This window comes from Sandarakinorhabdus sp. (genome assembly GCF_031422795.1).
Taxonomy (GTDB): domain Bacteria; phylum Pseudomonadota; class Alphaproteobacteria; order Sphingomonadales; family Sphingomonadaceae; genus Sandarakinorhabdus.
This window is the reverse complement of record NZ_JANPML010000076.1, coordinates 1-20331: the sequence shown is the minus strand read 5'-3', so window position 1 is coordinate 20331 and position 20331 is coordinate 1. Positions and strand designations below refer to the sequence as shown.

The window sequence follows — 20331 nt, the reverse complement described above, 5'->3', positions numbered from 1 at the left end:
CCGATGGCGGCTGGCAGATCAGCCTGAATCAGGCGACGCTGCCGCGCCTGATCATCGATCGCGACTATCACAGCGAACTCGCCGTCGGGGCCGACAAGGCCACCCACGGCTTCCTCAACGAATGCGTGGCCAGCGCCAACTGGCTGCTGAAAGCGCTCGATCAGCGCGCCCGCACCATCGTCAGGGTGGCCACCGAAATCGTGCGCCTGCAGCAGGGATTTTTCGAACAAGGCGTGAGCCAGCTGAAGCCACTCACCCTGCGCCAGGTCGCCGAACTCATCGAAATGCACGAATCGACCGTGAGCCGGGTGACCAGCAACAAATATCTGCTGTGCGATCGCGGCCAGTATGAGTTGAAATTCTTCTTCACCTCCGGTGTCGGCTCCGGCGACGGCGAAACCGCGTCGGCGCTGGCCGTGAAGGACCGCATCGCCCGCCTGATCGCCGCCGAGGGCGAGGATGTGCTGTCCGACGACAAGCTGGTCGAGTTGCTGATTGGCGAAGGCTTCGACATCGCGCGGCGCACGGTGGCCAAATATCGTGAGGCGCTGGGGCTGGGGTCGTCCGTGCAACGCCGCCGGGCGCGGGCGATGCGCGCGGCGTAGGGGAAGTGGGCCTCCGGCGGGCAGGGTCGCGGACCCTGCACCCGTTTGCTTTTTTGGCCGGCGCTCTATGGTCGATATGGGGTGGGGAGCTGACTGTCTGCTATCGGAGAACGATAGTTGAAAGCAGACGTTCCGTTTGTGTCACAACCGTTCGGTTTCGACACCGCTTTGACCCGACAGCTAAGCCTTCAATAATCGAACCGCATCCCGCGGCACGGAGCCGGGCGCAGTTGATAGTCAGCGAACACTGACGGCGGCTTGTCCTTAGACTGCTCGGTGATGGTCCAACGCCAGCCAGAGCCGGAGCGGTTAAATCTATTGAGATACGTCGCGTCCGAGAAGCTGTAGCGTTGCACAAAACCATCCTGTTCTAGCTCGCCGCGACCCAACGAGGGTTCGTACAGGCCACCGAAAGTGTCCGAAAATACCGACCCGATACCTTGAGGCTGCTCGCCAGCGCCATAGGTGATTGCTGCTTCATACGGGTCCGATCCGGTCGCGCGCAGGTGCAGGGTAAAATAGCGTCTGCCCAAATGCCACTTGCCCTGCGCAATCGACGGCGAGTCTTTGCCTTCAACCTGCCCGCTTACTTGCCAGCAACCTTCCAAGCCGCCCACTAGCGCCAAGCCGGGCGGTACGACGTATGCCGATGTCGCCAACATTAGCATCAACGTCAGCACCACCGTCTCCTATTCCGCAGCCTCCGTCTCTAATTCACAAAAAAGGTAGGACTTCAAGTTCTCGACCATCGATCCATCAAGGGATTGCGGTGCCAGGTGCAATAACCCCCAAATAGCGTCCGCTTTCACGTTCACTAAAAAGCTGAACCAAGGTCCGAAAAATTGTCGCAAACGGACACTTCCTGAGCAAGCACCCCGGAAAACATATGGGTGCAGGGTCTGCGACCCTGCCCGCCGGAGGCGCCGCTTCAACTTCTCCATCCGGACTCAGTCGATCGCCTTACCGCTCGCCATCAACGCGCAGGCCAGCGCCGGTTGTTTGGCGTTTGCCGTCACCCCTTCACCGCCAGTTCAACTGTGCTAGGCAAGAGCAGCATCCATGCGCATCTTTTTTTCCTTGCTGGCGCTGGCCCTGGCGCTGCTTCCCGGCCCGGCCTGGGCGCAGTCCATCCTGCGCGATGCTGAAACCGAGGCCTTTCTGCGGGAGATCTCGCGGCCGCTGGTCGATGCGGCGGGGCTGGATCCACGCAGCGTGCAGTTCGTACTGGTGGGTGATCCCAGCATCAATGCGTTCGTCACCGGCGGGCAGAATGTGTTCATCCACAGTGGCCTGATCACCGCGGCGGACAATGTGAACGAGTTGCAGGGCGTGATCGCGCACGAGCTGGGCCATATCGCGGCCGGCCACAATGTGCGGTTCGGCGAAGGCGCTGGGCCGGCCAGCAAGATTTCGCTGCTGTCGCTGGTGGGTGCGGCGCTGGCGGTGGCAGCCGGCGCGGGTGAGGCCGGGATGGCGATATTGGGCCTGGGCACGGCGGCGGCGCAGGGCAAATTCCTCGCCTTCACCCGTGATCAGGAAAGCCGCACCGATCAGGCCGGCGCGGTTTATCTGTCGAAGGCCGGCATTTCGGGGCGGGGCAGCATTGAATTTTTCCGCAAGTTGCAGGGGCTGGAGTATCGACTCGCCATCCCACAGGACAATGAATATGCCCGCACCCACCCGCTGTCATCGACGCGGGTCAACAATCTGCTCGCGGTGTATGAGCAGGACCCGGCCTGGAACACCCCGCCGGACAAAGCGCTGCAGGCCAAGTTCGAGCGCATCAAGGGCAAGCTGATCGGCTTTGTGCAGGAGCCGCCGCTGGTGATGCAGCGTTATCCGGAAGGCACCAACACGGCCGCCGCGCTTTATGCCCGTGCCTATGCCTGGCACCGATCAGGCCATCCCACAGAGGCAATGGCGGAAGCCGCCAAGCTGGTCGCGCTGAACCCCAACGATCCCTATTATCTGGAACTGGAAGGCCAGATATTGCTGGAATCCGGCAAGGTGGAGGACAGCCTGCCGCTGCTGCGCCGCGCTGTAGACCGGGCGCCGTTCGAACCGATGATCATCACGCTGCTCGGCCATGCGCTGGTGACCAGCGAAGACCCGAAACTGCAGGCCGAAGCCGAGCCGTTGCTGAGAAAAGCCGTCAGCCTGGACCGGGAGAATCCCTTCACCTGGTATCAGCTGGGCGTGATCTATGATCGTCGCGGCGACAAACCGCGCGCCGCACTGGCCGCGGCCGAACGCTTCAGCCTGGAAGGCAATGCCATGGGCGCGATGATGAACGCGAGGGCAGCACGGGCGGGCTTGCCGGCGGGGACGCCCGACTTTATCCGGGCAGACGATATCATGCTGGTGGCCAGCGATGCGCTGGAACAGCAGAAACGCAAGAAGAGGTAATGATGGCGGGATTCTGGAATCGGCAGCTCAGCATGGCTGCGACCCTGGCCATCGGCTTGATGGGTGCGGGCGTGGGTGCCGGCACGGCAATGGCTGCGGGCGGACAGGCAGCCAAGCCGCAGCGCGCCGATCGCGCTGAAATCGAAGCCATCGTGCGCGATTATATCCTGAGCCATCCGGAGATCATTCCCGAAGCCGTCGCCCGGTTGGAGCAGGCCGAAGGCAAGAAGGCGCTGGCCGCCAACCGTGCGGCGCTGGAAACGCCCTTCCCCGGCACTGTTTCCGGCAATCCGCAGGGTGATGTGAAGCTGGTGGTGTTCTTTGATTATGCCTGCCCCTATTGCCGGCAGGGCCATGCCGATGTGGCGCGGCTGATGCGGGACGACCCGAAACTGACGGTGATCTATCGCGATTTCCCGGTGCTGTCGCCGGCCAGCACCGAAGCTGCGATGGCCAGCCTTTCGGCAGCAACGCAAGGCCAGTATCGCAAGTTCCACGATGCCATGTTCGACAGCCCCGGCCGGGTGAGCCTGGCGCGCACCATGGGCATTGTGAAGGGCGTTGGCCTTTCGGAAGACAAGGTGGCCGCCGATCTGACAAATGCCGCGCTGAAGGCAGAGGTGGACCGCAATCTGGCGCTGGGCCGTGGTCTTGGGCTCACCGGCACGCCGAGCTATATTGTTGGTGATCGCATCATGTCGGGCGCAGTCGGCTATGATGAACTGAAGCAAGCAGTGGCCGCCGCCCGCGCCGAAAAGGGCCGGTGATGGCGCGCTTTTCCGGGTTTGACGGGGCCGAAATTGCGGTTGTCGAACTGGGTGAAGGCCGGCCCATCCTGCTGCTGCACGGGCTGTTTTCGTCTGGCGAAATGAACTGGCGACGCTATGGCGCGGCGGCCGAAATCGCCAGCGCCGGGTACCGGGTGATCATGCCGGATTTCCGCGCCCACGGGCAAAGCGCCGCCCCGCACGATCCCGCCGCCTACCCGCCCGATGTGCTGGCCATGGATGTCGAGGCGCTGATTGCCCAGTTGGGCCTGACCGATTTCGATATCGCCGGCTATTCGATGGGTGCGCGCACGCTGGCGCGACTGCTGGCGCGCGGACTGAAGCCGGGCAAGGCGATATTGTCGGGCATGGGGCTGGAAGGGCTGATTGGCGGCACCGCGCGCGCCGACTTCTTCAAGAAAGTCGTGACGCAGCCCGATGGTTGGCCCGCCGGCAGCCCCGAATCCTTTGCGGCGGCGTTCATGAAACAGAACAAGGTGGATGGCGTCGCCGTTGGCCTGCTGCTCGATACGTTTGTTTCGACTCCGATCGAGGTGCTGCGCGGCATCGAGACCCGCATGCTGGTGCTGTGCGGCGTGGATGACCGCGACAATGGCTCGGCCCCGGCGCTGGCGCTGGAACTGCCCAACGCGGCGCTGGTGGAAATCGCCGGCAACCACATGAGTGCCGTGACCAAGCCGGATTTCGGCACCGCCATCGCCGCCTGGCTGGGCCACCCGCTCTAGGCCTGTCGCCCCACCCAATGTAGCGCCGCGCCATGACGCGCCAGCCAGCGCCGCGCCTCGCCGGCACGGGGATCGAGCTGGCGGTTGAGCGCATGAAAGGCCGGGCTGTGATCCTGGTGCACCAGATGCGCCGCTTCGTGCGCGGCGATGGCAAAGCGCACCCAGGCCGGCGCGAGGATCAGCCGCCAGCTATAGGCGATGCGCGCGCCCTCTCCTGAACGGGCGCCGGCACAGCTGCCCCAGCGGCTGCTGGTATCGCCCACCGACACGCGCGCCAGCGGCCGGCCCAGTTGATCGGCGAGGCGGCGGGTGACGGGTTCCAGATCGGCCAGCGCCTGCGCCTTCAGCCAGCGTTCGAGGCGGCCATTCAGCAACGGCAAGGGCCCGCCCACCCGCAGATTCTGGCCCACCAAGGCCGGCGTGCGCGGATGTTCCACCTGCCAGTCGACGCGCACCATCTCGCCATTGAAGGGAATGACACCGCCCGGCACATAGGGCGCTGGCGTTGGCCATTTTGCCACCTGCGCCGCGATCCAGGCCTGGTGGGACTGCAACAACGCCGCCGCTGCCGCCTCCCCGCCGCGTGCCGGCAGGCTGACCTCGATGCGGCCACTGATAGCGCTGGCCCGCAGCCGTACCCCGCGTGCCGTCGGCCGGCGCGTTGCCACCACCAGCACCTGGCGGCCGGCGATGATCAGTTCTTCAGGCAATTGGGGGCGTCGCCAGGGCAGCAGCATCCGGGGCAGCATCGGCAGGTCTTACAGTGGCTTGTCGATGATGAAATCTTCCAGATCGCCAATGTGATCCTCGCTGATCACCTTGCCCGCCACGGATTGGCCGGCACGGTGGATGGATTCGCGATCACCCGTGATCAGATGATGCCACGGCGCCAACCCCTGGCCACGGTGGACGCGCAGGTAGGAACAGCTTTCCGGCAGCCAATCGAGATCATCGAGCTTGCCGGGCGTGAGCCGCACGCATTCCGGCACCAGCGCCTTGCGGTTGCGATAGTCGCTGCACTGCCCCGTGCTTGTATCAAGCAGGCGGCAGCAGACGTTGGTGGGAAATACTTCGCCGGTGTCTTCATCTTCCAGTTTGTGCACGCAACATTTGCCGCAGCCATCGCACAGGCTTTCCCATTGCGCCCGCGTCATGTGGTGGAACGTGGTGGTTTCCCAGAACGGTTTATCCGACATGGGTGGCCAACAACGCTGTGACGGCATCGGCGGTGAGCCCCTGATGCGGCAGGAACGCCACCGGTTTGCCGTCGGGATCGAACAGATAGACCATGGCGCTGTGATCCATCAGATAATTCTCCGCGTCGCCGGTCTCCATGCGTTTGGCATAGACGCCATAGGCTTTGGTGACGCCTGAAATCTGCGCCTGCGTCCCGGTGAGCCCGACAAGGCGCGGGTGAAAGGCGGCAACAAACGGCTTCAAGGTGGCCGGCGTGTCACGCTGCGGATCGATGGTGATGAAGATCGGCGCCACCGTTTGGGCACGGGCCGCATCCTGCGCTTCAAACGCCTGCAGGCCGCGCCCGATCAGCGCAAGATCGGTGGGGCAAACATCGGGGCAAAAGCCATAGCCAAAATAGATCAGCCGCCAACGCCCGGCAAAATCGGTGTCGCGCACGATTTTCCCATCCTGATTGATGAGCATGAACGGCCCGCCCAGGCTGGCACCCGCCAGATTGCCGGAAGCTGCCTGAGGAGCGGCAAAGCGCATCCAGCCCAAGCCGGCCGCCAGCACCAGCGCGACCGCGAGCACCAGGAACAGCCGCAGATTCTTGGCCCTGTTCATGGACGATTGATGTGGCTATGCGCTATCATTGCCTTGCGGGGCATAAGCAAAAGGTGGCAGTTTGTCGATGATGTGCCAAGGACTTCTGCAGCGACTTCTGGTTTTGGTGATGCTGGCAACAGCCATGGCGGCAGCCAGCCCGGCTGCCGCACAGTTTTCCGACAGCTACAACTTCATCAAGGCGGTGAAGGATCGCGACATCAACAAGGCCATCGAACTGGCCGATCAGCCCGGCACCACCGTGGTGAACACCCGAGACGCCGATACCGGGGAAGCCGGCATCCACATCGTCACCCGCCGCGGTGATCTTGGCTGGCTGGGGCTGCTGTACCAGAAAGGCGCCAACATCAACCTGAAGGATCGCGATGGCAACACGCCGCTGATCCTTGCCGCCATCAGCCGCTGGAGCGAAGGCGCCTCTACGTTGATCCGGCTGAAGGCGCAGGTGAACGCCCAGAACCGGCTGGGCGAAACCGCGATCCTGAAAGCGGTGCAGACACGCGATCTTGCCCTGACCAAGGCACTGATCGATGCCGGCGCCAGTCCCGACGTTGCCGATAACAGCGGCATCACCGCGCGCACCGTGGCCACCAGCGATCCCCGCGCCGCCAGCATCGCCAAACTGCTGAAAGACGTTCCGGTGAAAGCCACCGGCCGCGTGCAGGGGCCCTCGCTCTGAGCGCGCGCTGCCCGGCAGGGTGGCACGTGGAACGACACGCCGCATGGGCAAACCGGCGTGCGGCGGCTAGAGCGTGAAGATGGATCGGCCCTCCATCGCGGCTTCCGCTTTCGATCGACCCGGGGTGCGCGTGCGCACGCTGGCCGGCATTCGCTGGATTGCGATCCTGGGCCAGCTCACCACCTTGCTGGTGGTCGGCTTGTGGTTTGGCTATCCATTGCTGTGGGGATCACTGCTGGCTGCCGTTGGCGCGTCGGTCATCCTCAATTTTGGCCTTTCGACCCTGTATGAGCGCACGGACCGGATGACCGGCCGCGAATTGTCGCTGCATCTGTCGTTCGATCTGATTCAGGCCGGGGTGCTGTTGTTCCTCACGGGCGGGCTGGCCAATCCGTTTTCGTTGCTGCTGATCGTGCCGGTCACCATCGCAGCCACCTTGCTGACAGCGCGGGAAATGGCCCCGCTGCTGGTGTTGACCCTGGGCGTGCTGGGGGTGATCTGGGCATGGGCGCAACCCCTGCCGTGGAGCGGCCCGCCACCCGAATTTCCGCTGGTTTACCGGATCGGCGACGGGATCGCCTATGGCCTCGCGATCGGCTTTCTGGCGGCCTATCTGTGGATGGTCTCGGCCGAGGCGCGGGCGCGGGCGCGGGCGCTGGTGGCAACCGAAGCGGCACTCACCCGCGAAGCCCGCATGAACGCACTTGGCAGCCTGGCAGCGGCGGCGGCGCATGAATTGGGTGGGCCGCTGGGATCGATCAGCCTGATTGCCCACAGCCTGGAAGAGGAATTGGGCGACGATCCGGATTTTGGCGAGGATATCCGCCTGCTCGCCGCCGAAGCTGCGCGCAGCCGGCGCATCATGAAGGATCTTTCCACCCGGGCCGAAGCCGAGGACCCGTTCGCCATCCTGGCGCTGGACCTGCTGCTGCACGAAGTGGCGCAGAGCGTTAAGCCGGCGCGGGTGCCGGTGAAGGTGGTGGTTTCCGGCCCGCAGCCGATGGTGCAGCGTTCGCCCGAACTGCTGCACGCGCTGAACAATCTGGTATCAAATGCGGTGCGTCACGCCGGCACCGAAGTGCGGATGGAAACCATCATCACCCCATCGGAAATCCGCGTCGCGGTGCTGGATGATGGTTTTGGCATTCCGCCCGAATTGTTGCCGCGTTTGGGCGAACCCTTGCTGGGGCCGTCGCGATCGAAATCCGATTCCACGGGCCTTGGCGTGTTCATCGCCACCACGCTGATCGAACGCACGAGCGGCCGGCTGGCGTTTTCCAACCGGCCCGAAGGCGGCGCCCGAGTGGAGGTGCGCTGGCCACGGGACGAATTTGAGTTTAATGACCCCAATGCGGGCGAAAAGGAGCAATGACCATGGCCACTATACCGGAAACCGAGGGCCGCCCGCTGCTGTTGGTTGATGATGATGCCCCGTTCCGGCAGCGACTTTCGGTGCTGCTGGCACGCAAGGGTTATGCTGTCACGGCCGTCGGCAGCCTGCAGGAAGCCCGCGTGGAAGCCGCCCGGCTGAAACCCGCCCATGCCGTGGTCGATATGCGGCTGGAAGATGGCAACGGCCTCGATCTCGTTGCCGAACTGCGCGCGATGAGCCCGGATGTGCGCATCGTCATGCTCACCGGCTATGGCAATCTCGCCACCGCCGTTGCCGCCGTGAAGGCCGGCGCCATCGATTATCTGGCCAAGCCGGCCGACCCGGAAGACATTGTGCGCGCGCTTTCCGCCGATGGCAGCTCTCGCCCGGAAGCACCGCCGGAACCGATGTCGGCCGATCGCGTGCGCTGGGAGCATATCCAGCGCGTGTATGAACTGTGCGATCGCAATGTGTCGGAAACCGCGCGGCGGCTGAAGATGCATCGCCGCACGTTGCAACGGATCCTGGCGAAACGCTCACCGAAATAGGCGCCGAAGTGATCCGCGGCTAATCCAGCCCGATCAGCCCGCTTTCGGGATCGATCAGGCCGATCCACCGCTGTGCGGCGCGCCGCGCCAGATTCAGCGTGATGGCTTTGCGGCGAGCGGCGTTCAGCGCCCGCCACGGCGCATCGCGCACGCTTTCGGCGTCAAAGCGATCAGCGATGATCAGACCGGTTTCATCTGGCCGGAAGGCCGGGGTGTGCAGATCATCGAGTGGCAGCCCGGCTGGCACCGCCCAGAAGAAGCGGTCGCAATGATCGAGATAGTCCGGCCATTTGCGGTCACCGCGCAGGTCTGACAGGCTGATCTTGATTTCTACCAGTGTCAGCCGGCCGGCGCTATCGACCCCCAGGATATCAGCGCGGCGGCCACCGGCGAGCGGCACCTCGGCCAGAGGACTAACGCCGGCGCGCAACAACCAGCGACATGTGCCACGCAGCACATCGGTCGCGGTTAGCGGCGTGGAGGGAAATTCGGGCGCCATAGCGGCAACTTTGGCGGAACATCAGGGGAACAGCAACCCCTGGGACGCGCGGCGATCAGCGATAAAAAACGTGGTTGCCGATCTTTGCGACCCGGGCAAGACGCCAGCCGGGATTGAGGCGAACCGAATGGAAGCTGTGGGCACCTTCGGCGATATCGTGCCACAGGCCAGCGGCGGCGATGCGGGCCACGGCCAGTGCCGTGGTGAAGGTGGCAGTGGAGCGTTGCACGCGGGCGGCGTTGAAATTGAACTGGCGCGGCGCGTTGATCACGCCGCACACGCCCTTGCCCCACTTGCCGGACCTGGCGCGGTTGACCACGGCCTGAGCGACGGCCAACTGGCCTTCCAGGGTTTCGCCGCGGCTTTCAAACCACACGGCGGTAGCAAGGCAATCCAGTTCAGAAGCGCTGGCAGCAGCAGGCGCTGCAGCGACCATCTGCACCAGCGCAGGCAAACCAGCAGGCGCGGACGTAGCGGTTTGCGCCATCACGCGATCATCTTCACCGGGCAGGACGGGCAGGCTGGTTTCGGCCAGTGCCGGGCCAGCAACGGCAAACAGCAGCAGCGCAGCGATGCGCGCCGCTGCCTTGTTGATGCCGTGAAGAGCCGGTGAAACCATGACGATTGTTGAAGCGTATGTGGTGCAGGGCAATCAACCGCCGTCGAGCATTTCGGCGACGAACTGCCCTGCCTGCGGGATATCCAGTTCGATTACCCATAGATCTGGGTCGCGGCGGCGGGCTTTTTCGATCCACGCCTGCACATCTGGCCCACGCGCCAGTTCGGCAAATTCATACCGGCCAGCGGCCCCCAGCACCGCTGCGCGCAGCGCTTCTTCACCGGCATCACGAGTCACGACAGCAATGGCACCGGCTTCATCATCACCCCGCGCCAGCACCGTGGCGAAGCCGCCAGCTGTGCTGACCCGACGGATCAATGCATCCACCCGCACCCGGCTGGCCAGCCGGGGCAGCGGGTCGTCATGCTGCATATCAGGCAGCGACGGTTGTTCGGGCGGCCAGGGCGGCCAGCATGGCAGCTTCTGTGTCGGCCGCCCGCAAGGCTGGCACCATTTCCGGATCGCGCAGCGCGCGGCTGATCCGCGCCAGGGCCTTCAGGTGATCAGCGCCCGCGGTTTCGGGAGACAGCAACAGCACCAGCAGATCAACTGGCTGGCCATCCACCGCGCCCCAATCGATGGGCTGCGGCAAGCGCGCCACCAGCGCCACACACGCAGACAGGCCCGCCAGCCGCGCGTGTGGAATCGCCACGCCGCCGCCAAACCCGGTTGGACCCAACGCCTCACGCGTGCGCAACCGTTCGTGGATGATCAGGGCAGACTGGCCCACAAGATCGGCGGCCAGCCGGCCCAACGCCAGCAAGGCCGCTTCCTTGGACAGTGCCGGCAGTTGGGGAATGACCCCGCCTGCCGCCACCAGCCCGGCAAAGCCGGAGGTTTGGCCAAAAGCTTGTGACACTGCGTTCATTGCCGTCCTATTCTGCTATCGCGGCTTGCCGTGGGCGGGTGGCGACGTCGGCGCGGGGTTCAACCCAGCCGATTGTGCCATCTTCCCGGCGATAGACCATGTTGTGCGCACCTGAGGCCCTGTTGACGAACAACAGCGCCGTCGTGTTGCGCAGATCCAGCATCATCACAGCATCACTTACGCTGGTAGTGGGTATATCGACGCGGGTTTCTGCAATGATCAGCGGTGCATCGCCTTCCGGCTCCCCATCGTCGGGCGCGGCGGCAAACACCTTGTATTCGGCATTGTCGAGCGGCGGCAGTTCGGCCAGCGGCAGCGGTGTCCGTCCGGCAGCGGGGGAATGACGATCCTTCAACCGGCGCATGTAGCGGCGCAACTGCTTGTCGATCCGTTCGGCAGCAGCATCAAAGGCGAGATGCGCTTCACCGGCGCGTGCCGAACCTTTGAGGATCAGATCGGCCATGACGTGCATCACGATATCGCACGCAAAATGGCCATGGGGGGCCGGGCCCAGCGTAACGTGGGACGAAAGCGCGCGTGGGAAATATTTCGCCACCATAGCCGCCAGTCGTTCGTGCACATGCTCGCCAAAGGCAGCCCCGGTATCAACCTGGTGCCCTGAAATCCGGATATCCATGTCGTTTTTCTCCTCGCTCAGCCGTGCACACTCACCTGAGTGTCACGACAGCCAGAGCGGGTCTTTCAGGCCGGACACGAAACTGGCGTGCCGTACCAGCTCCTCCTCGCTGGCATCATGCGCCCGTGCGGCGAGACTCACCCGCTCATAGGCAGTGTCGTCCCGGCCCGCGTCGCTGGCAAGGTCGAATCCGATCTGCCGGCCACCAGTCAACTCGATATAGACACGGGCAAGCAGTTCCGCATCCAGCAACGCGCCATGTTTGACGCGGGCTGAAAGATCAATGCCATAGCGAGTGCACAGCGCATCAAGCGTATGCTTGGCGCCGGGGTTGGCCTTACGGCTGATTTCCAGCGTGTCGATGGCGCGGGTCATCGGCACGATGGGCATGCCGGCGCGCTTCAGTTCCCAGTTGAGGAACTCCATGTCGAAGGCGGCATTATGCGCAACCAGCGGCGCATCGCCGATGAATGCCAGGAAATCATCGACCACCTGTTCAAAGATCGGCTGACCGGTGAGGAAGGCCGACGACAGGCCGTGCACGCGCTCGGCATCCTTGGGCATGGCGCGCTGCGGATCGAGATAGGTGTGATAGGTCCGCCCGGTGACGGTGCGGTTCATCATTTCCACAGCACCGATCTCGACGATACGATGGCCGTCGCCTGGCATGATACCAGTGGTTTCGGTGTCCCAGACAATCTCGCGCATGGCGCTCATGTAGCGATGATGGTGGGCGGAGCAAGCCCTAGGGTCAGGACCTATTGATTTCATGCCCCTTCATTGCCCGGAGAAGCGAAATGGCTAGGAGAGGTCGCGCAGGCGGGGCTCCGCCCCCGGCAAGCGACATCGACAACGCCATTTCGCTTCTCCGGGCAACCCGAAGGGCGGTCCGCAGGTGCCCGGCACAGCGCTCGCTTCGCTTGGACGCACCCGTCAGGGTGCGCCACTGCGCTCACTCACTCGTGCCGGGCACCTGCGGACCGTGCCGGGGCACGAAATCAATAGGTCCTGACCCTAGAGCGATGAAACCAGCTGTTTCACCGCTGTCCACGTCTCCCGCCGGCCGCGCCCGGTTTCGATCACCACATCGGCACGTCGGCGCTTTTCGCGGTCGGGCATCTGGCCTTTCAATATGCCGGCGAATTTTTCACGGGTCATGCCGGGCCGCGCCAGCACGCGGGCGCGCTGCACGCGAAACGGTGCAGACACCACCACGCTGAAGTGGCAGCGGCGCCAGCCGCCCTTTTCAAACAACAGCGGCACATCCAGCACGATGGCAGGTTTCAGCCGGTGCGCGCCCAGAAACTCGCTTTGCGCTTCGGCCACCAGCGGATGCAGAATCTGTTCCAGCAGGCGCAGCTTGCCATGGTCGCCAAATACGGCGGCGCCCAGCTTCTCGCGGTGCAGGCCGCCGGCATGCGTGGTACCGGGAAACAGCGCCTCGATGGCTGCCAGCGCTCGTCCGCCAGGCCCCTGCACGCGCCGCACTTCGGCATCGGCATCAAACACCGGCACACCCAGTTTGCGGAACATCGCGGCCACGGTGGATTTGCCCATGCCAATGGACCCGGTGAGGCCGATGATGATGGTGCGACTCATTTGGTGAGCATGGCCCGCAGTTCGCCATCATGGCGGCGTGGCGGATCGGCCCCATAGAACAGCCGAAAGGCCTCGGCCGCCTGGCCGATCAACATGTCGAGCCCATCGATGGTGACCAGCCCGCGCGCATGGGCGGCTGCCAGCAGCGGCGTTTCCAGCGGCACATAAACGGCATCGAACACCACGGCATCTGCCGGCAATGCCGATAGATTGATCGTCAGCGCCGGCTGGCCGGCCATGCCCAGCGTGGTGGCGTTGAACAACAGCCCGGTATCGGCCGGCGGCGGATCGTCCATCGCCAGCACGCCGCCGGGCAATCCGGATGCCGCCAGCAAGGCACCGGCAGCATTATAGTTGCGAGCCATCACCCACAGCGATCCCGCACCGCTGTCTCGCGCGGCGGCAGCCGCAGCGCGCGCGGCGCCGCCGCTGCCAATCACCAGCACCGTCCGCCCAGCCATGATCACGCCGGCTGGCCCGATGATGCCCGCGGCATCGGTGTTGTGCCCGATCAGGCGATTATCACTGCCAACCACGATGGTGTTGACTGCCCCTACCGCCACCGCTTCCGGGGCCAGCCCATCAAGGTGCGCCATCACGGCCAGCTTGTGCGGCGCTGTCACATTTACGCCGCGCAGGCCCATGACCGGCAGTGCCCGCACAAACGTGCCCACTTGCTCGGGCCGAATCGGAAAACGGCTATAGTCACCATCAAGACCCAGTTTCCCGAGCCAGAAACGGTGAATCAGCGGTGATTTTGATTGGCTGATCGGCCAGCCAATCACGCCCGCAACGGCAGGTTCTCTCATGTGGCCAGCACTCCCCTGACCCTCAGATAGTCCAGAACGGCAAGCAGCGGGAGACCACGAATCACGAACTGATCCCCCTCGATGCGGCTGAACAGCTGGGCTCCCAGCCCCTCGATGCGATAACAGCCGACACAGCCCAGCACGGCGTCACCTTCCTCATCAAGATAGGCGCTGACAAACGCGTCGCTGAGCGGGCGCATCGTCAGCTTTGCCGCCGCCGCACTGCGCCACACCGGCTTGCCCGCTTCGCAGATCACCGCCGCAGAGATCAGGCGATGCGTGGTTCCGGAAAGCTGCTGTAACTGTGCTTGGGCACGCGAGCGGGTTTCAGGCTTTGCGATCATGCTGCCGTCGGCAGTGACCACCACCGTGTCCGCACCCAGCACCAAGGCGCCGGGGTGCTGGCGGCTGATCTTGAGCGCCTTCACTTCGGCGAGCGCATCGGCAATGCGTTCAGGGCTGGCCTGTTCCACAACCAGGCCGGCGGTGATGGCATCTTCATCAACATGGGCCGGCAAGGCTTCATGCATCACGCCGGCGGCGTTCAACATTGCCCGGCGCGCGGCGGATTGGCTGGCCAGCACCAGCATCACGTTTGCGTCTCCACGCCTTTTTCGGTTCGGGCCTGGTGCAGGTTGATGATGGCGGCGGCTGTTTCCTCAATGCTGCGGCGGGTCACATCGATCACCGGAATATCGTGATCCGCGAACAACCGACGGGCAAAGGCGACTTCAGCTTCGATACGCTCGACATCGACATAATCCGTGTCCGGCGTCTGCCCCAAGGTCAGCAGGCGGTTGCGACGGATCGATTGCAGCCGATCCGGCGCGGTGGTCAGGCCAACCAGCAGTGGGCCCTGCACTGTCCACACATGCGGCGCCGGCGGTGACTGCGGCACCAGTGGGATATTGGCCGTTTTATAACCACGATTGGCCAGATAGATGGAGGTGGGCGTTTTCGAGGTGCGCGACACGCCCAGCAAAAGAATATCGGCCTCTTCCAGTTCCTCGATCGCCGTTTGAGCGCCGTCATCGTGGACCATCGTGTAGTTGATGGCATCGACACGGCGAAAATAGGCCTGGTCCATCACGTGCTGGCGGCCCGGCCGGCGCGTGGCGGCCTGGCCGAGCAGTTCCGACAGCGCAGAAATGGTCGGATCGAGCGGCGATACCATCGGCAAGCCCAGCGTGGCACAGCGGCTTTCCAACCGGTCGCGCACGGCACCATCAACCAGCGTATAGATCACCAGGCCGGGCTTTTTCGCGACCTCCTCGATGATCCGATCCAGATGGCCTTCACTGCGCACCATCGGCCAGAAATGCTTCACGGCCTGGGCGCCCTCGAATCGCGCCAGGCTGGCCTTGGCCACCGATTCCAGCGTTTCGCCGGTAGAATCGCTGATCAGATGCAGGTGCAAGGTATCAGCCACGGTTACAGCTGGCCCCGCCGCAAATATTTCAACTGCAAGACTCTGTGGATAAGCATAGGGGCAAAGCGTTAACGCTGCTGTGGAGCATCCGGCAAGCGCCAATTCCACCCGACCACCCCCGGTTCGCCAGCGGTTTCATGGGGCTGCGGATATATGCACAGACATGGCTGTGGAAAACGGGGACGAACAGAACGAATCGCCTGATTCCGCCGAGTCGCCAAAACCATCGCCTGTGGATAAATGCGCGAGTATATTTTTATCCCCACGATTCCGCCGCCTACTACAGACCACAATCCTTACAGATTCTTTTCAGTTAGTAGGAGGCAGGCGAGGCCTTGACCGGCTTTGGCACTGGCCCGAAAGGGAGCGACATGGCTGATGTGAAATCCTCTCCGCAAGACCCGCCGCTGCTCGCTGTGCTGAAGGGCGAACAGCGTGACCCGCCGCCGGTGTGGCTGATGCGGCAGGCCGGGCGGTATCTGCCCGAATATCGCGCTTTGCGGGCCGAAAAGGGCGGCTTTCTGGAACTGGTTTACGACAGCGATTGCGCTGCTGAAATCACCATCCAGCCGCTGCGCCGTTTCCACATGGACGGCGCCATTTTGTTTTCCGATATCCTGATCGTGCCGCATGCCATGGGCCAGGGCCTTAGCTTCGGCCCAGGCGAAGGCCCGCAGCTCACGCCGCCGCTGCACGATGGCGATTTCTCGCAGCTTCAGCCCAACCCGCTGTATTTCGCCAAGATCTATGAAACCGTCGCCAAGGTGCGCAAGGCCATTGATCCGTCGGTGACGATGCTGGGTTTTGCCGGCAGCCCATGGACGGTCGCCACCTATATGGTTGCCGGCCATGGCAGCAAGGATCAGGCCGAAACCCGCCGCCTGGCCTACAAGGACCCGGCGCGGTTTCAGGCGCTGATCGATCGCATCGTTGCGGTCACTGTGGACTATCTGTCGGGCCAGATCGAAGCCGGCGCGCAGGCCATCCAGTTGTTTGACAGCTGGGCAGGCACGCTCAGCCCGGCGCAGTTCGAACGCTGGGTGATCGCGCCTAACGCCGATATCGTCGGCCGCCTGATGGTGCGTCATCCCGAAGTGCCGATCATCGGTTTCCCCAAGGGCGCCGGTGCCAAGCTTGCGGCCTATGCCGCTGAAACCGGCGTCGATGCGATCGGCCTTGATGAAACCGTCGATCCGGCCTGGGCCGATGCCATGCTGCCGCCGGGCATGCCGGTGCAGGGCAATCTCGATCCGCTGGCGTTGATTGCCGGCGGTGAAGCGCTGGAGCAAGCCACGCTGCGTATCCGCCATGCGTTGTCGGGCCGCCCGCATATCTTCAATCTGGGCCACGGCATCCTGCAGGACACGCCGATCGAGCATGTCGAACATCTGTTCAGCTTGTTGCGGAAGCCGTTGTAAGTGACCGAATGGGGCCTGGGCTGGCTCGGCGACGCCTATCTGTGGGTGAAGGCGTTGCACGTCGCCTTTGTCATCTTCTGGATGGCCGGCCTGTTCATGATCCCGCGGTTTCTGGTTTATTGGCACCCGGTCGCACCCGCTGCGGCGGAATCGGCGCTGTGGGATGAACGCTGCCGCCGCCTGCGCCGCATCATTCTGTCGCCGGCCATGGTTGTGAGCTGGATTGCCGGCCTGTCGCTGGGCTTTCACCTTGGTTGGCCGCTGTGGCTGGTGGTAAAGTTCGGGTTCGTCTGCCTGCTGACCTGGTTCCATCATTGGAGCGTGGTAACCTCGAAGCGCTTTGCTGCTGGCGATCGCAGCGTGACTGAGCGGCGGTTGCGACTGATGAATGAAATCCCCTCGCTGGTCACACTGGCGGTGGCGGTACTGGTGATCGTCAAGCCGTTCTGATGTTGCCGGTGCTCGCCGTGCTGCCGCAGTTGCAGGCGGCACTGGCGGCCAACGCGCCTGTCGCGCTCGTCGCGCCGCCTGGTGCCGGCAAGACCACGGCGGTGCCACCAGCTTTGCTGTCCGAACCCTGGGCGCAATCGGGCAAGCTTATCCTGCTTTCGCCGCGTCGCCTTGCCGCCCGCGCCGCGGCCGAGCGCATGGCCGAACAAATGGGCGAAGCGGTGGGTCAGACCATCGGCTATCGCACGCGCCTTGATGCCCGCACGTCAGCTGCCACACGTATCATCGTGGTAACCGAAGGCATTTTCACACGTATGCTGGTCAGTGATCCGGAACTGGGAGGTGTGGCCGGCGTGCTGTTCGACGAAGTCCATGAACGCAGCCTCGACAGCGATTTTGCCCTTGCCCTGACCCTTGAAGCCCGCGCTGCGCTGCGCCCGGATCTGCGGCTGGTGCTGATGTCGGCAACGTTGGATGTGGCGGGTTTCGCAGCCATCATTCCGGGCCTGGTGCAGGTCGAATCCGCCGGCCGCATGTTCCCGGTCGATCTACGCCACATCGGCCGTAATCAGGCCGAACGGCTGGAGGATGCCATGGCCAGCGCCATTCGCGGCGCCCTGGCCAGTGAAAGCGGCTCCATTCTCGCCTTCCTGCCCGGCGTGGCAGAGATTGAGCGCACTGCCGAGCGGCTGGAAACCCGCTTGCCAGCCGACACCGATCTGTTCCGCCTGCACGGCGCCCGCGAAGCTGGTGATCAGCGCGCCGCCATCGCGCCGCCGCCGCCGGGTCGCCGCAAGATCGTGCTGGCCACCTCGATTGCCGAAACCAGCATCACCATCGACGGCGTGCGTGTTGTGGTTGATTCCGGCCTGTCGCGGCGGCCGCAGCTTGATCGCAGCGTTGGCTTGCAGCGGTTGGTGACTGTGCGCTCCAGCCAGGCCGCGGTCACCCAACGCGCCGGCCGGGCTGGTCGTACCGCGCCGGGCGTGGCGATCCGCCTGTGGGAAGCCGCCGAAACACTGGGCCGCGCGCCCTTTGATCCGCCCGAAATCATGGAGGCTGATCTGGCCGGCCTGGTGCTGGATTGCGCGCGCTGGGGGGTGCCCGACCCATCGACCTTGCCGTGGCGCGATCCGCCGCCCGCTGTGGCTGTCGCCGAAGCGCAGACCCGGCTGAAGGCGCTGGCCGCCATCGACCCTCAAGGTCGTGTGACGGCCCACGGCGAGAAACTGGCCGCGCTGCCGATGGCGCCCGAACAGGCCCATATGCTGGTGATGGCAGCGGCACGCGGCCATGGCCTGCTGGCGGCGCGCATCGCCGTGCTGATGGGGGAGCGTGGGCTGGGCGGGCGCAGCGATGATCTGGAACAGCGGCTGACTGGCTGGGGGCGTGAACGTGGCCAGCGCGCCGATGCCGCGGCCAAGCTGGCGCAGCGCTGGGCGCGCGCTGTGGGCGCGACCGAGACCGACATCGATATCGAATCCGCCGGCGAAGTGCTGGCGCTGGGTCTGCCCGACCGCATCGCCAAACGGCGCGGTGCAGCGTTTCTGATGGCCAATGGTCGGGCTGTGGCGCCGCCGCCAGACTCGCCGCTGGCGCGCAGCGAATGGATCGTGGTGGCCGATGCCAGCGGCAGTGCGGCCGGCGCGCGGCTGCTGTTGGGCGCGCCGCTGCACGGGGATATTGAAAAGCTGCTGGCCAGCCGCATCGAAAGCCGTGTGATTTTTGGCTTTGATTCGGCCACCACCGGGGTGACCGCTGAAACGCAACGCCGGTTGGGCGCCATCACCTTGGCCCGTCAGCCCATGGAGCGGCCCGATCCGGCCCGCGTGCGCGCTGCCCTGCTCGATGCGGTGGCCACCAATGGCTTGACCGTGCTGCCGTGGGGTGAGGCCGCCTTGGCGTTGCGCGCCCGCCTTGGTTTTGCCGCCGCGCAAGGCCTTGATCTGCCGGCCAGCGACGATGCCGCCTTGCTCGCCGGGCTGGCGGACTGGCTGGCCCCGCTGCTCGGCCGCCGTCTGTCTGATCTGTCGGATGCACAGCTCACCGAAGCCCTGCAGAACCGGCTCGACTGGAACCAGCGTCATCGCCTCGACAGTTTCGCGCCCGCCCGCTTCACCACGCCGGCCGGCAGCAGCCACGAGATTGATTATGCCGCCGATTGCGGGCCCGCCGCCGACATGCGGGTACAGACATTATTTGGCCTCGCCCGCCATCCCATGCTGGCTGAAGGTCGCGTGCCGCTGACGCTGCGGCTGACTTCGCCGGCGGGCCGCCCCATCCAGGTCACCAAGGATCTGCCCGGCTTTTGGGCGGGTAGCTGGGTTGATGTGAAGAAGGATCTGAAAGGCCGCTATCCCAAACACCCGTGGCCGGATAATCCACTGGAAGCGCCGCCAACACTACGCGCCAAACGGCCCGGCCAATGAAGGAACCCCAGATGGACAACGCCCAGATCGCCGAAGCCTTGTTTGCCGCGCTGGCCGCCAATGATGCCGATGCCGTGCGCAGCCTGTGTGCGCTGAATTTTCAGCTGGTGCAAAATGGCGCGGCCCCGATCAACCTTGAAGCCCTGCTGAAGTTCAACGCCATGGTGCACAAGGCGGTGCCCGGTTGGGGCTATGGCGATGCCATCCGCGCCAGCACGACCAGCGGTTTTGTCGAGGAGCACACAGCTGGCGGCACATTGCCCAGCGGCGATGTGCTGCGGTTGCCGGTGTGTATCGTCGCGGAAGTGGTGGCGGGCCGCGTCACCCATGTGCGGGAGTATTTCGACAGCGCCATCGCGGCGCCGCTGATGGCTGCCCTGGCCCGGCGTTAATGCGCGAGGCGGGCCGGATCGGGCCACCACGACAGGCTGTGACGGTCGTGCGCTGATGTCCAGATGCCGGACGGCGTGTAGCGGATGGCGCCGCTGCCGCTGGGTTCGCCAAGCCGGGCGTTGATCGCCAGCGTGGCCGCATCGATCACCACCATTGTCTGCCCGGCGGTTGTGCGCAGCCAGATCTTGCCGCCGCCGGTATCGATATCACCATAGGCCAGGCTGGCATCGACCTTTACCCGGCCTGTCACGGCGG

Annotated in this window: 24 protein-coding genes and 2 pseudogenes; 11 read left to right on the top strand and 15 right to left on the bottom strand. The window is 64.5% G+C overall.

Features of this window, described 5'->3' with window-relative positions; genetic code table 11:
• Positions 1 to 605 (top strand): annotated as a pseudogene (locus tag RMO81_RS03105) (RNA polymerase sigma-54 factor); the annotation flags it as partial.
• Between the two features lie 188 nt (positions 606 to 793).
• Here RMO81_RS03105 and RMO81_RS03100 read toward each other — a convergent pair.
• Positions 794 to 1285: a hypothetical protein gene (locus RMO81_RS03100; protein ID WP_310474272.1), complete on the bottom strand. Its 492-nt coding sequence runs from the start codon at positions 1283 to 1285 to the stop codon at positions 794 to 796.
• 379 nt (positions 1286 to 1664) lie between these two features.
• On the opposite strand from RMO81_RS03100, the gene RMO81_RS03095 reads away from it, so the two are divergent.
• Genes RMO81_RS03095 through RMO81_RS03085 form a run of 3 tightly spaced genes read left to right on the top strand, consistent with a single transcriptional unit; the run spans position 1665 to position 4524 of the window.
• Positions 1665 to 3011 (top strand): M48 family metalloprotease, encoded by a 1347-nt coding sequence (locus RMO81_RS03095; protein WP_310474271.1) that lies wholly within the window; start codon positions 1665 to 1667, stop codon positions 3009 to 3011.
• A 32-nt stretch (positions 3012 to 3043) separates the two neighbouring features.
• On the top strand, positions 3044 to 3778 hold the full coding sequence (locus RMO81_RS03090) for a DsbA family protein (protein WP_310474270.1): 735 nt from the start codon (positions 3044 to 3046) through the stop codon (positions 3776 to 3778).
• Entirely contained in the window at positions 3778 to 4524 is a 747-nt protein-coding gene (locus RMO81_RS03085; RefSeq protein ID WP_310474269.1) for an alpha/beta hydrolase, read from the top strand. The genes RMO81_RS03090 and RMO81_RS03085 overlap by 1 nt, the downstream gene beginning before the upstream one ends.
• Here the strand turns inward: RMO81_RS03085 and RMO81_RS03080 are convergent.
• The 3 genes from RMO81_RS03080 to RMO81_RS03070 are packed head-to-tail and all read right to left on the bottom strand — an operon-like array spanning position 4521 to position 6327.
• On the bottom strand, positions 4521 to 5234 hold the full coding sequence (locus RMO81_RS03080; RefSeq protein ID WP_310474268.1) for a YgjP-like metallopeptidase domain-containing protein: 714 nt from the start codon (positions 5232 to 5234) through the stop codon (positions 4521 to 4523). The two genes, RMO81_RS03085 and RMO81_RS03080, sit on opposite strands and share 4 nt — an antisense overlap.
• Positions 5235 to 5282: 48 nt before the next feature.
• A complete protein-coding gene (locus RMO81_RS03075) occupies positions 5283 to 5720 on the bottom strand; it encodes a YcgN family cysteine cluster protein (RefSeq protein WP_310474266.1) in 438 nt (145 codons plus the stop codon).
• Positions 5710 to 6327 (bottom strand): SCO family protein, encoded by a 618-nt coding sequence (locus RMO81_RS03070; RefSeq protein ID WP_310474265.1) that lies wholly within the window; start codon positions 6325 to 6327, stop codon positions 5710 to 5712. Before RMO81_RS03070 ends, RMO81_RS03075 begins: the two co-directional genes overlap by 11 nt.
• Positions 6328 to 6436: 109 nt before the next feature.
• Between RMO81_RS03070 and RMO81_RS03065 the strand changes: the two genes are divergently transcribed.
• From RMO81_RS03065 to RMO81_RS03055, 3 genes are all read left to right on the top strand, one after another.
• Positions 6437 to 7006 (top strand): ankyrin repeat domain-containing protein, encoded by a 570-nt coding sequence (locus tag RMO81_RS03065; RefSeq protein WP_310474264.1) that lies wholly within the window; start codon positions 6437 to 6439, stop codon positions 7004 to 7006.
• A 79-nt stretch (positions 7007 to 7085) separates the two neighbouring features.
• Positions 7086 to 8378, top strand: coding sequence for an ActS/PrrB/RegB family redox-sensitive histidine kinase (locus RMO81_RS03060; protein ID WP_310474263.1), 1293 nt, complete (start codon positions 7086 to 7088; stop codon positions 8376 to 8378).
• Between the two features lie 2 nt (positions 8379 to 8380).
• Positions 8381 to 8926 carry an ActR/PrrA/RegA family redox response regulator transcription factor gene (locus tag RMO81_RS03055; protein WP_310474262.1) on the top strand — a complete coding sequence of 182 codons (546 nt, stop codon included), beginning with the start codon at positions 8381 to 8383 and terminating at the stop codon, positions 8924 to 8926.
• 19 nt (positions 8927 to 8945) lie between these two features.
• Here RMO81_RS03055 and RMO81_RS03050 read toward each other — a convergent pair whose 3' ends face one another.
• The 10 genes from RMO81_RS03050 to RMO81_RS03005 form a co-directional block, all read right to left on the bottom strand.
• Positions 8946 to 9425 carry an MmcB family DNA repair protein gene (locus RMO81_RS03050; protein ID WP_310474261.1) on the bottom strand — a complete coding sequence of 160 codons (480 nt, stop codon included), beginning with the start codon at positions 9423 to 9425 and terminating at the stop codon, positions 8946 to 8948.
• Between the two features lie 55 nt (positions 9426 to 9480).
• On the bottom strand, positions 9481 to 10044 hold the full coding sequence (locus RMO81_RS03045) for a cell wall hydrolase (RefSeq protein WP_310474260.1): 564 nt from the start codon (positions 10042 to 10044) through the stop codon (positions 9481 to 9483).
• Positions 10045 to 10077: 33 nt separating this feature from the next.
• Positions 10078 to 10416 (bottom strand): DUF1491 family protein, encoded by a 339-nt coding sequence (locus RMO81_RS03040; protein ID WP_310474259.1) that lies wholly within the window; start codon positions 10414 to 10416, stop codon positions 10078 to 10080.
• 1 nt (position 10417) lies between these two features.
• Positions 10418 to 10912 (bottom strand): PTS sugar transporter subunit IIA, encoded by a 495-nt coding sequence (locus tag RMO81_RS03035; RefSeq protein ID WP_310474258.1) that lies wholly within the window; start codon positions 10910 to 10912, stop codon positions 10418 to 10420.
• A 7-nt stretch (positions 10913 to 10919) separates the two neighbouring features.
• The gene (gene hpf / locus RMO81_RS03030) at positions 10920 to 11549 is read right to left on the bottom strand and encodes a ribosome hibernation-promoting factor, HPF/YfiA family (RefSeq protein ID WP_310474257.1); all 630 of its coding nucleotides are present in this window, start codon (positions 11547 to 11549) and stop codon (positions 10920 to 10922) included.
• Positions 11550 to 11591: 42 nt separating this feature from the next.
• Positions 11592 to 12266 (bottom strand): DNA polymerase III subunit epsilon, encoded by a 675-nt coding sequence (gene dnaQ / locus RMO81_RS03025; protein ID WP_310474256.1) that lies wholly within the window; start codon positions 12264 to 12266, stop codon positions 11592 to 11594.
• A 297-nt stretch (positions 12267 to 12563) separates the two neighbouring features.
• Positions 12564 to 13148 carry a dephospho-CoA kinase gene (gene coaE / locus RMO81_RS03020; protein ID WP_310474255.1) on the bottom strand — a complete coding sequence of 195 codons (585 nt, stop codon included), beginning with the start codon at positions 13146 to 13148 and terminating at the stop codon, positions 12564 to 12566.
• Positions 13145 to 13957, bottom strand: coding sequence for a shikimate dehydrogenase (locus RMO81_RS03015; RefSeq protein WP_310474254.1), 813 nt, complete (start codon positions 13955 to 13957; stop codon positions 13145 to 13147). Before RMO81_RS03015 ends, coaE begins: the two co-directional genes overlap by 4 nt.
• Positions 13954 to 14547, bottom strand: coding sequence for a nucleoside triphosphate pyrophosphatase (locus tag RMO81_RS03010; protein ID WP_310474273.1), 594 nt, complete (start codon positions 14545 to 14547; stop codon positions 13954 to 13956). Before RMO81_RS03010 ends, RMO81_RS03015 begins: the two co-directional genes overlap by 4 nt.
• Entirely contained in the window at positions 14547 to 15386 is an 840-nt protein-coding gene (locus RMO81_RS03005; RefSeq protein WP_310474253.1) for a pyruvate, water dikinase regulatory protein, read from the bottom strand. The genes RMO81_RS03010 and RMO81_RS03005 overlap by 1 nt, the downstream gene beginning before the upstream one ends.
• 371 nt (positions 15387 to 15757) lie before the next feature.
• On the opposite strand from RMO81_RS03005, the gene hemE reads away from it, so the two are divergent.
• Genes hemE through RMO81_RS02985 form a run of 4 tightly spaced genes read left to right on the top strand, consistent with a single transcriptional unit; the run spans position 15758 to position 20075 of the window.
• Positions 15758 to 16804, top strand: coding sequence for a uroporphyrinogen decarboxylase (gene hemE, locus RMO81_RS03000; protein WP_310474252.1), 1047 nt, complete (start codon positions 15758 to 15760; stop codon positions 16802 to 16804).
• Complete coding sequence (locus RMO81_RS02995; RefSeq protein ID WP_310474251.1) at positions 16805 to 17254, top strand: CopD family protein; 450 nt, start codon at positions 16805 to 16807, stop codon at positions 17252 to 17254.
• Positions 17254 to 19683 carry an ATP-dependent helicase HrpB gene (gene hrpB / locus RMO81_RS02990; protein ID WP_310474250.1) on the top strand — a complete coding sequence of 810 codons (2430 nt, stop codon included), beginning with the start codon at positions 17254 to 17256 and terminating at the stop codon, positions 19681 to 19683. Before RMO81_RS02995 ends, hrpB begins: the two co-directional genes overlap by 1 nt.
• On the top strand, positions 19680 to 20075 hold the full coding sequence (locus RMO81_RS02985) for a nuclear transport factor 2 family protein (RefSeq protein ID WP_310474248.1): 396 nt from the start codon (positions 19680 to 19682) through the stop codon (positions 20073 to 20075). Before hrpB ends, RMO81_RS02985 begins: the two co-directional genes overlap by 4 nt.
• Here the strand turns inward: RMO81_RS02985 and RMO81_RS02980 are convergent.
• Positions 20072 to 20331 (bottom strand): annotated as a pseudogene (locus RMO81_RS02980) (YncE family protein); the annotation flags it as partial. The gene RMO81_RS02985 and the pseudogene RMO81_RS02980 overlap by 4 nt on opposite strands.

What these genes read in the sequence shown, in the direction of transcription:
- dnaQ (WP_310474256.1), bottom strand. Translation starts at nt 12,266, where the DNA reads ATGAGCGCCATGCGCGAGATTGTCTGGGACACCGAAACCACTGGTATC.
- RMO81_RS03075 (WP_310474266.1), bottom strand. Translation starts at nt 5,720, where the DNA reads ATGTCGGATAAACCGTTCTGGGAAACCACCACGTTCCACCACATGACG.
- RMO81_RS03065 (WP_310474264.1), top strand. Translation starts at nt 6,437, where the DNA reads ATGCTGGCAACAGCCATGGCGGCAGCCAGCCCGGCTGCCGCACAGTTT.
- RMO81_RS03070 (WP_310474265.1), bottom strand. Translation starts at nt 6,327, where the DNA reads ATGAACAGGGCCAAGAATCTGCGGCTGTTCCTGGTGCTCGCGGTCGCG.
- RMO81_RS03010 (WP_310474273.1), bottom strand. Translation starts at nt 14,547, where the DNA reads ATGCTGGTGCTGGCCAGCCAATCCGCCGCGCGCCGGGCAATGTTGAAC.
- RMO81_RS03060 (WP_310474263.1), top strand. Translation starts at nt 7,086, where the DNA reads ATGGATCGGCCCTCCATCGCGGCTTCCGCTTTCGATCGACCCGGGGTG.
- RMO81_RS02985 (WP_310474248.1), top strand. Translation starts at nt 19,680, where the DNA reads ATGAAGGAACCCCAGATGGACAACGCCCAGATCGCCGAAGCCTTGTTT.
- hpf (WP_310474257.1), bottom strand. Translation starts at nt 11,549, where the DNA reads ATGGATATCCGGATTTCAGGGCACCAGGTTGATACCGGGGCTGCCTTT.
- RMO81_RS03085 (WP_310474269.1), top strand. Translation starts at nt 3,778, where the DNA reads ATGGCGCGCTTTTCCGGGTTTGACGGGGCCGAAATTGCGGTTGTCGAA.
- RMO81_RS03015 (WP_310474254.1), bottom strand. Translation starts at nt 13,957, where the DNA reads ATGAGAGAACCTGCCGTTGCGGGCGTGATTGGCTGGCCGATCAGCCAA.
- RMO81_RS03090 (WP_310474270.1), top strand. Translation starts at nt 3,044, where the DNA reads ATGGCTGCGACCCTGGCCATCGGCTTGATGGGTGCGGGCGTGGGTGCC.
- RMO81_RS03035 (WP_310474258.1), bottom strand. Translation starts at nt 10,912, where the DNA reads ATGAACGCAGTGTCACAAGCTTTTGGCCAAACCTCCGGCTTTGCCGGG.
- RMO81_RS03095 (WP_310474271.1), top strand. Translation starts at nt 1,665, where the DNA reads ATGCGCATCTTTTTTTCCTTGCTGGCGCTGGCCCTGGCGCTGCTTCCC.
- RMO81_RS03050 (WP_310474261.1), bottom strand. Translation starts at nt 9,425, where the DNA reads ATGGCGCCCGAATTTCCCTCCACGCCGCTAACCGCGACCGATGTGCTG.
- hrpB (WP_310474250.1), top strand. Translation starts at nt 17,254, where the DNA reads ATGTTGCCGGTGCTCGCCGTGCTGCCGCAGTTGCAGGCGGCACTGGCG.
- coaE (WP_310474255.1), bottom strand. Translation starts at nt 13,148, where the DNA reads ATGAGTCGCACCATCATCATCGGCCTCACCGGGTCCATTGGCATGGGC.
- RMO81_RS03045 (WP_310474260.1), bottom strand. Translation starts at nt 10,044, where the DNA reads ATGGTTTCACCGGCTCTTCACGGCATCAACAAGGCAGCGGCGCGCATC.
- hemE (WP_310474252.1), top strand. Translation starts at nt 15,758, where the DNA reads ATGGCTGATGTGAAATCCTCTCCGCAAGACCCGCCGCTGCTCGCTGTG.
- RMO81_RS03055 (WP_310474262.1), top strand. Translation starts at nt 8,381, where the DNA reads ATGGCCACTATACCGGAAACCGAGGGCCGCCCGCTGCTGTTGGTTGAT.
- RMO81_RS03040 (WP_310474259.1), bottom strand. Translation starts at nt 10,416, where the DNA reads ATGCAGCATGACGACCCGCTGCCCCGGCTGGCCAGCCGGGTGCGGGTG.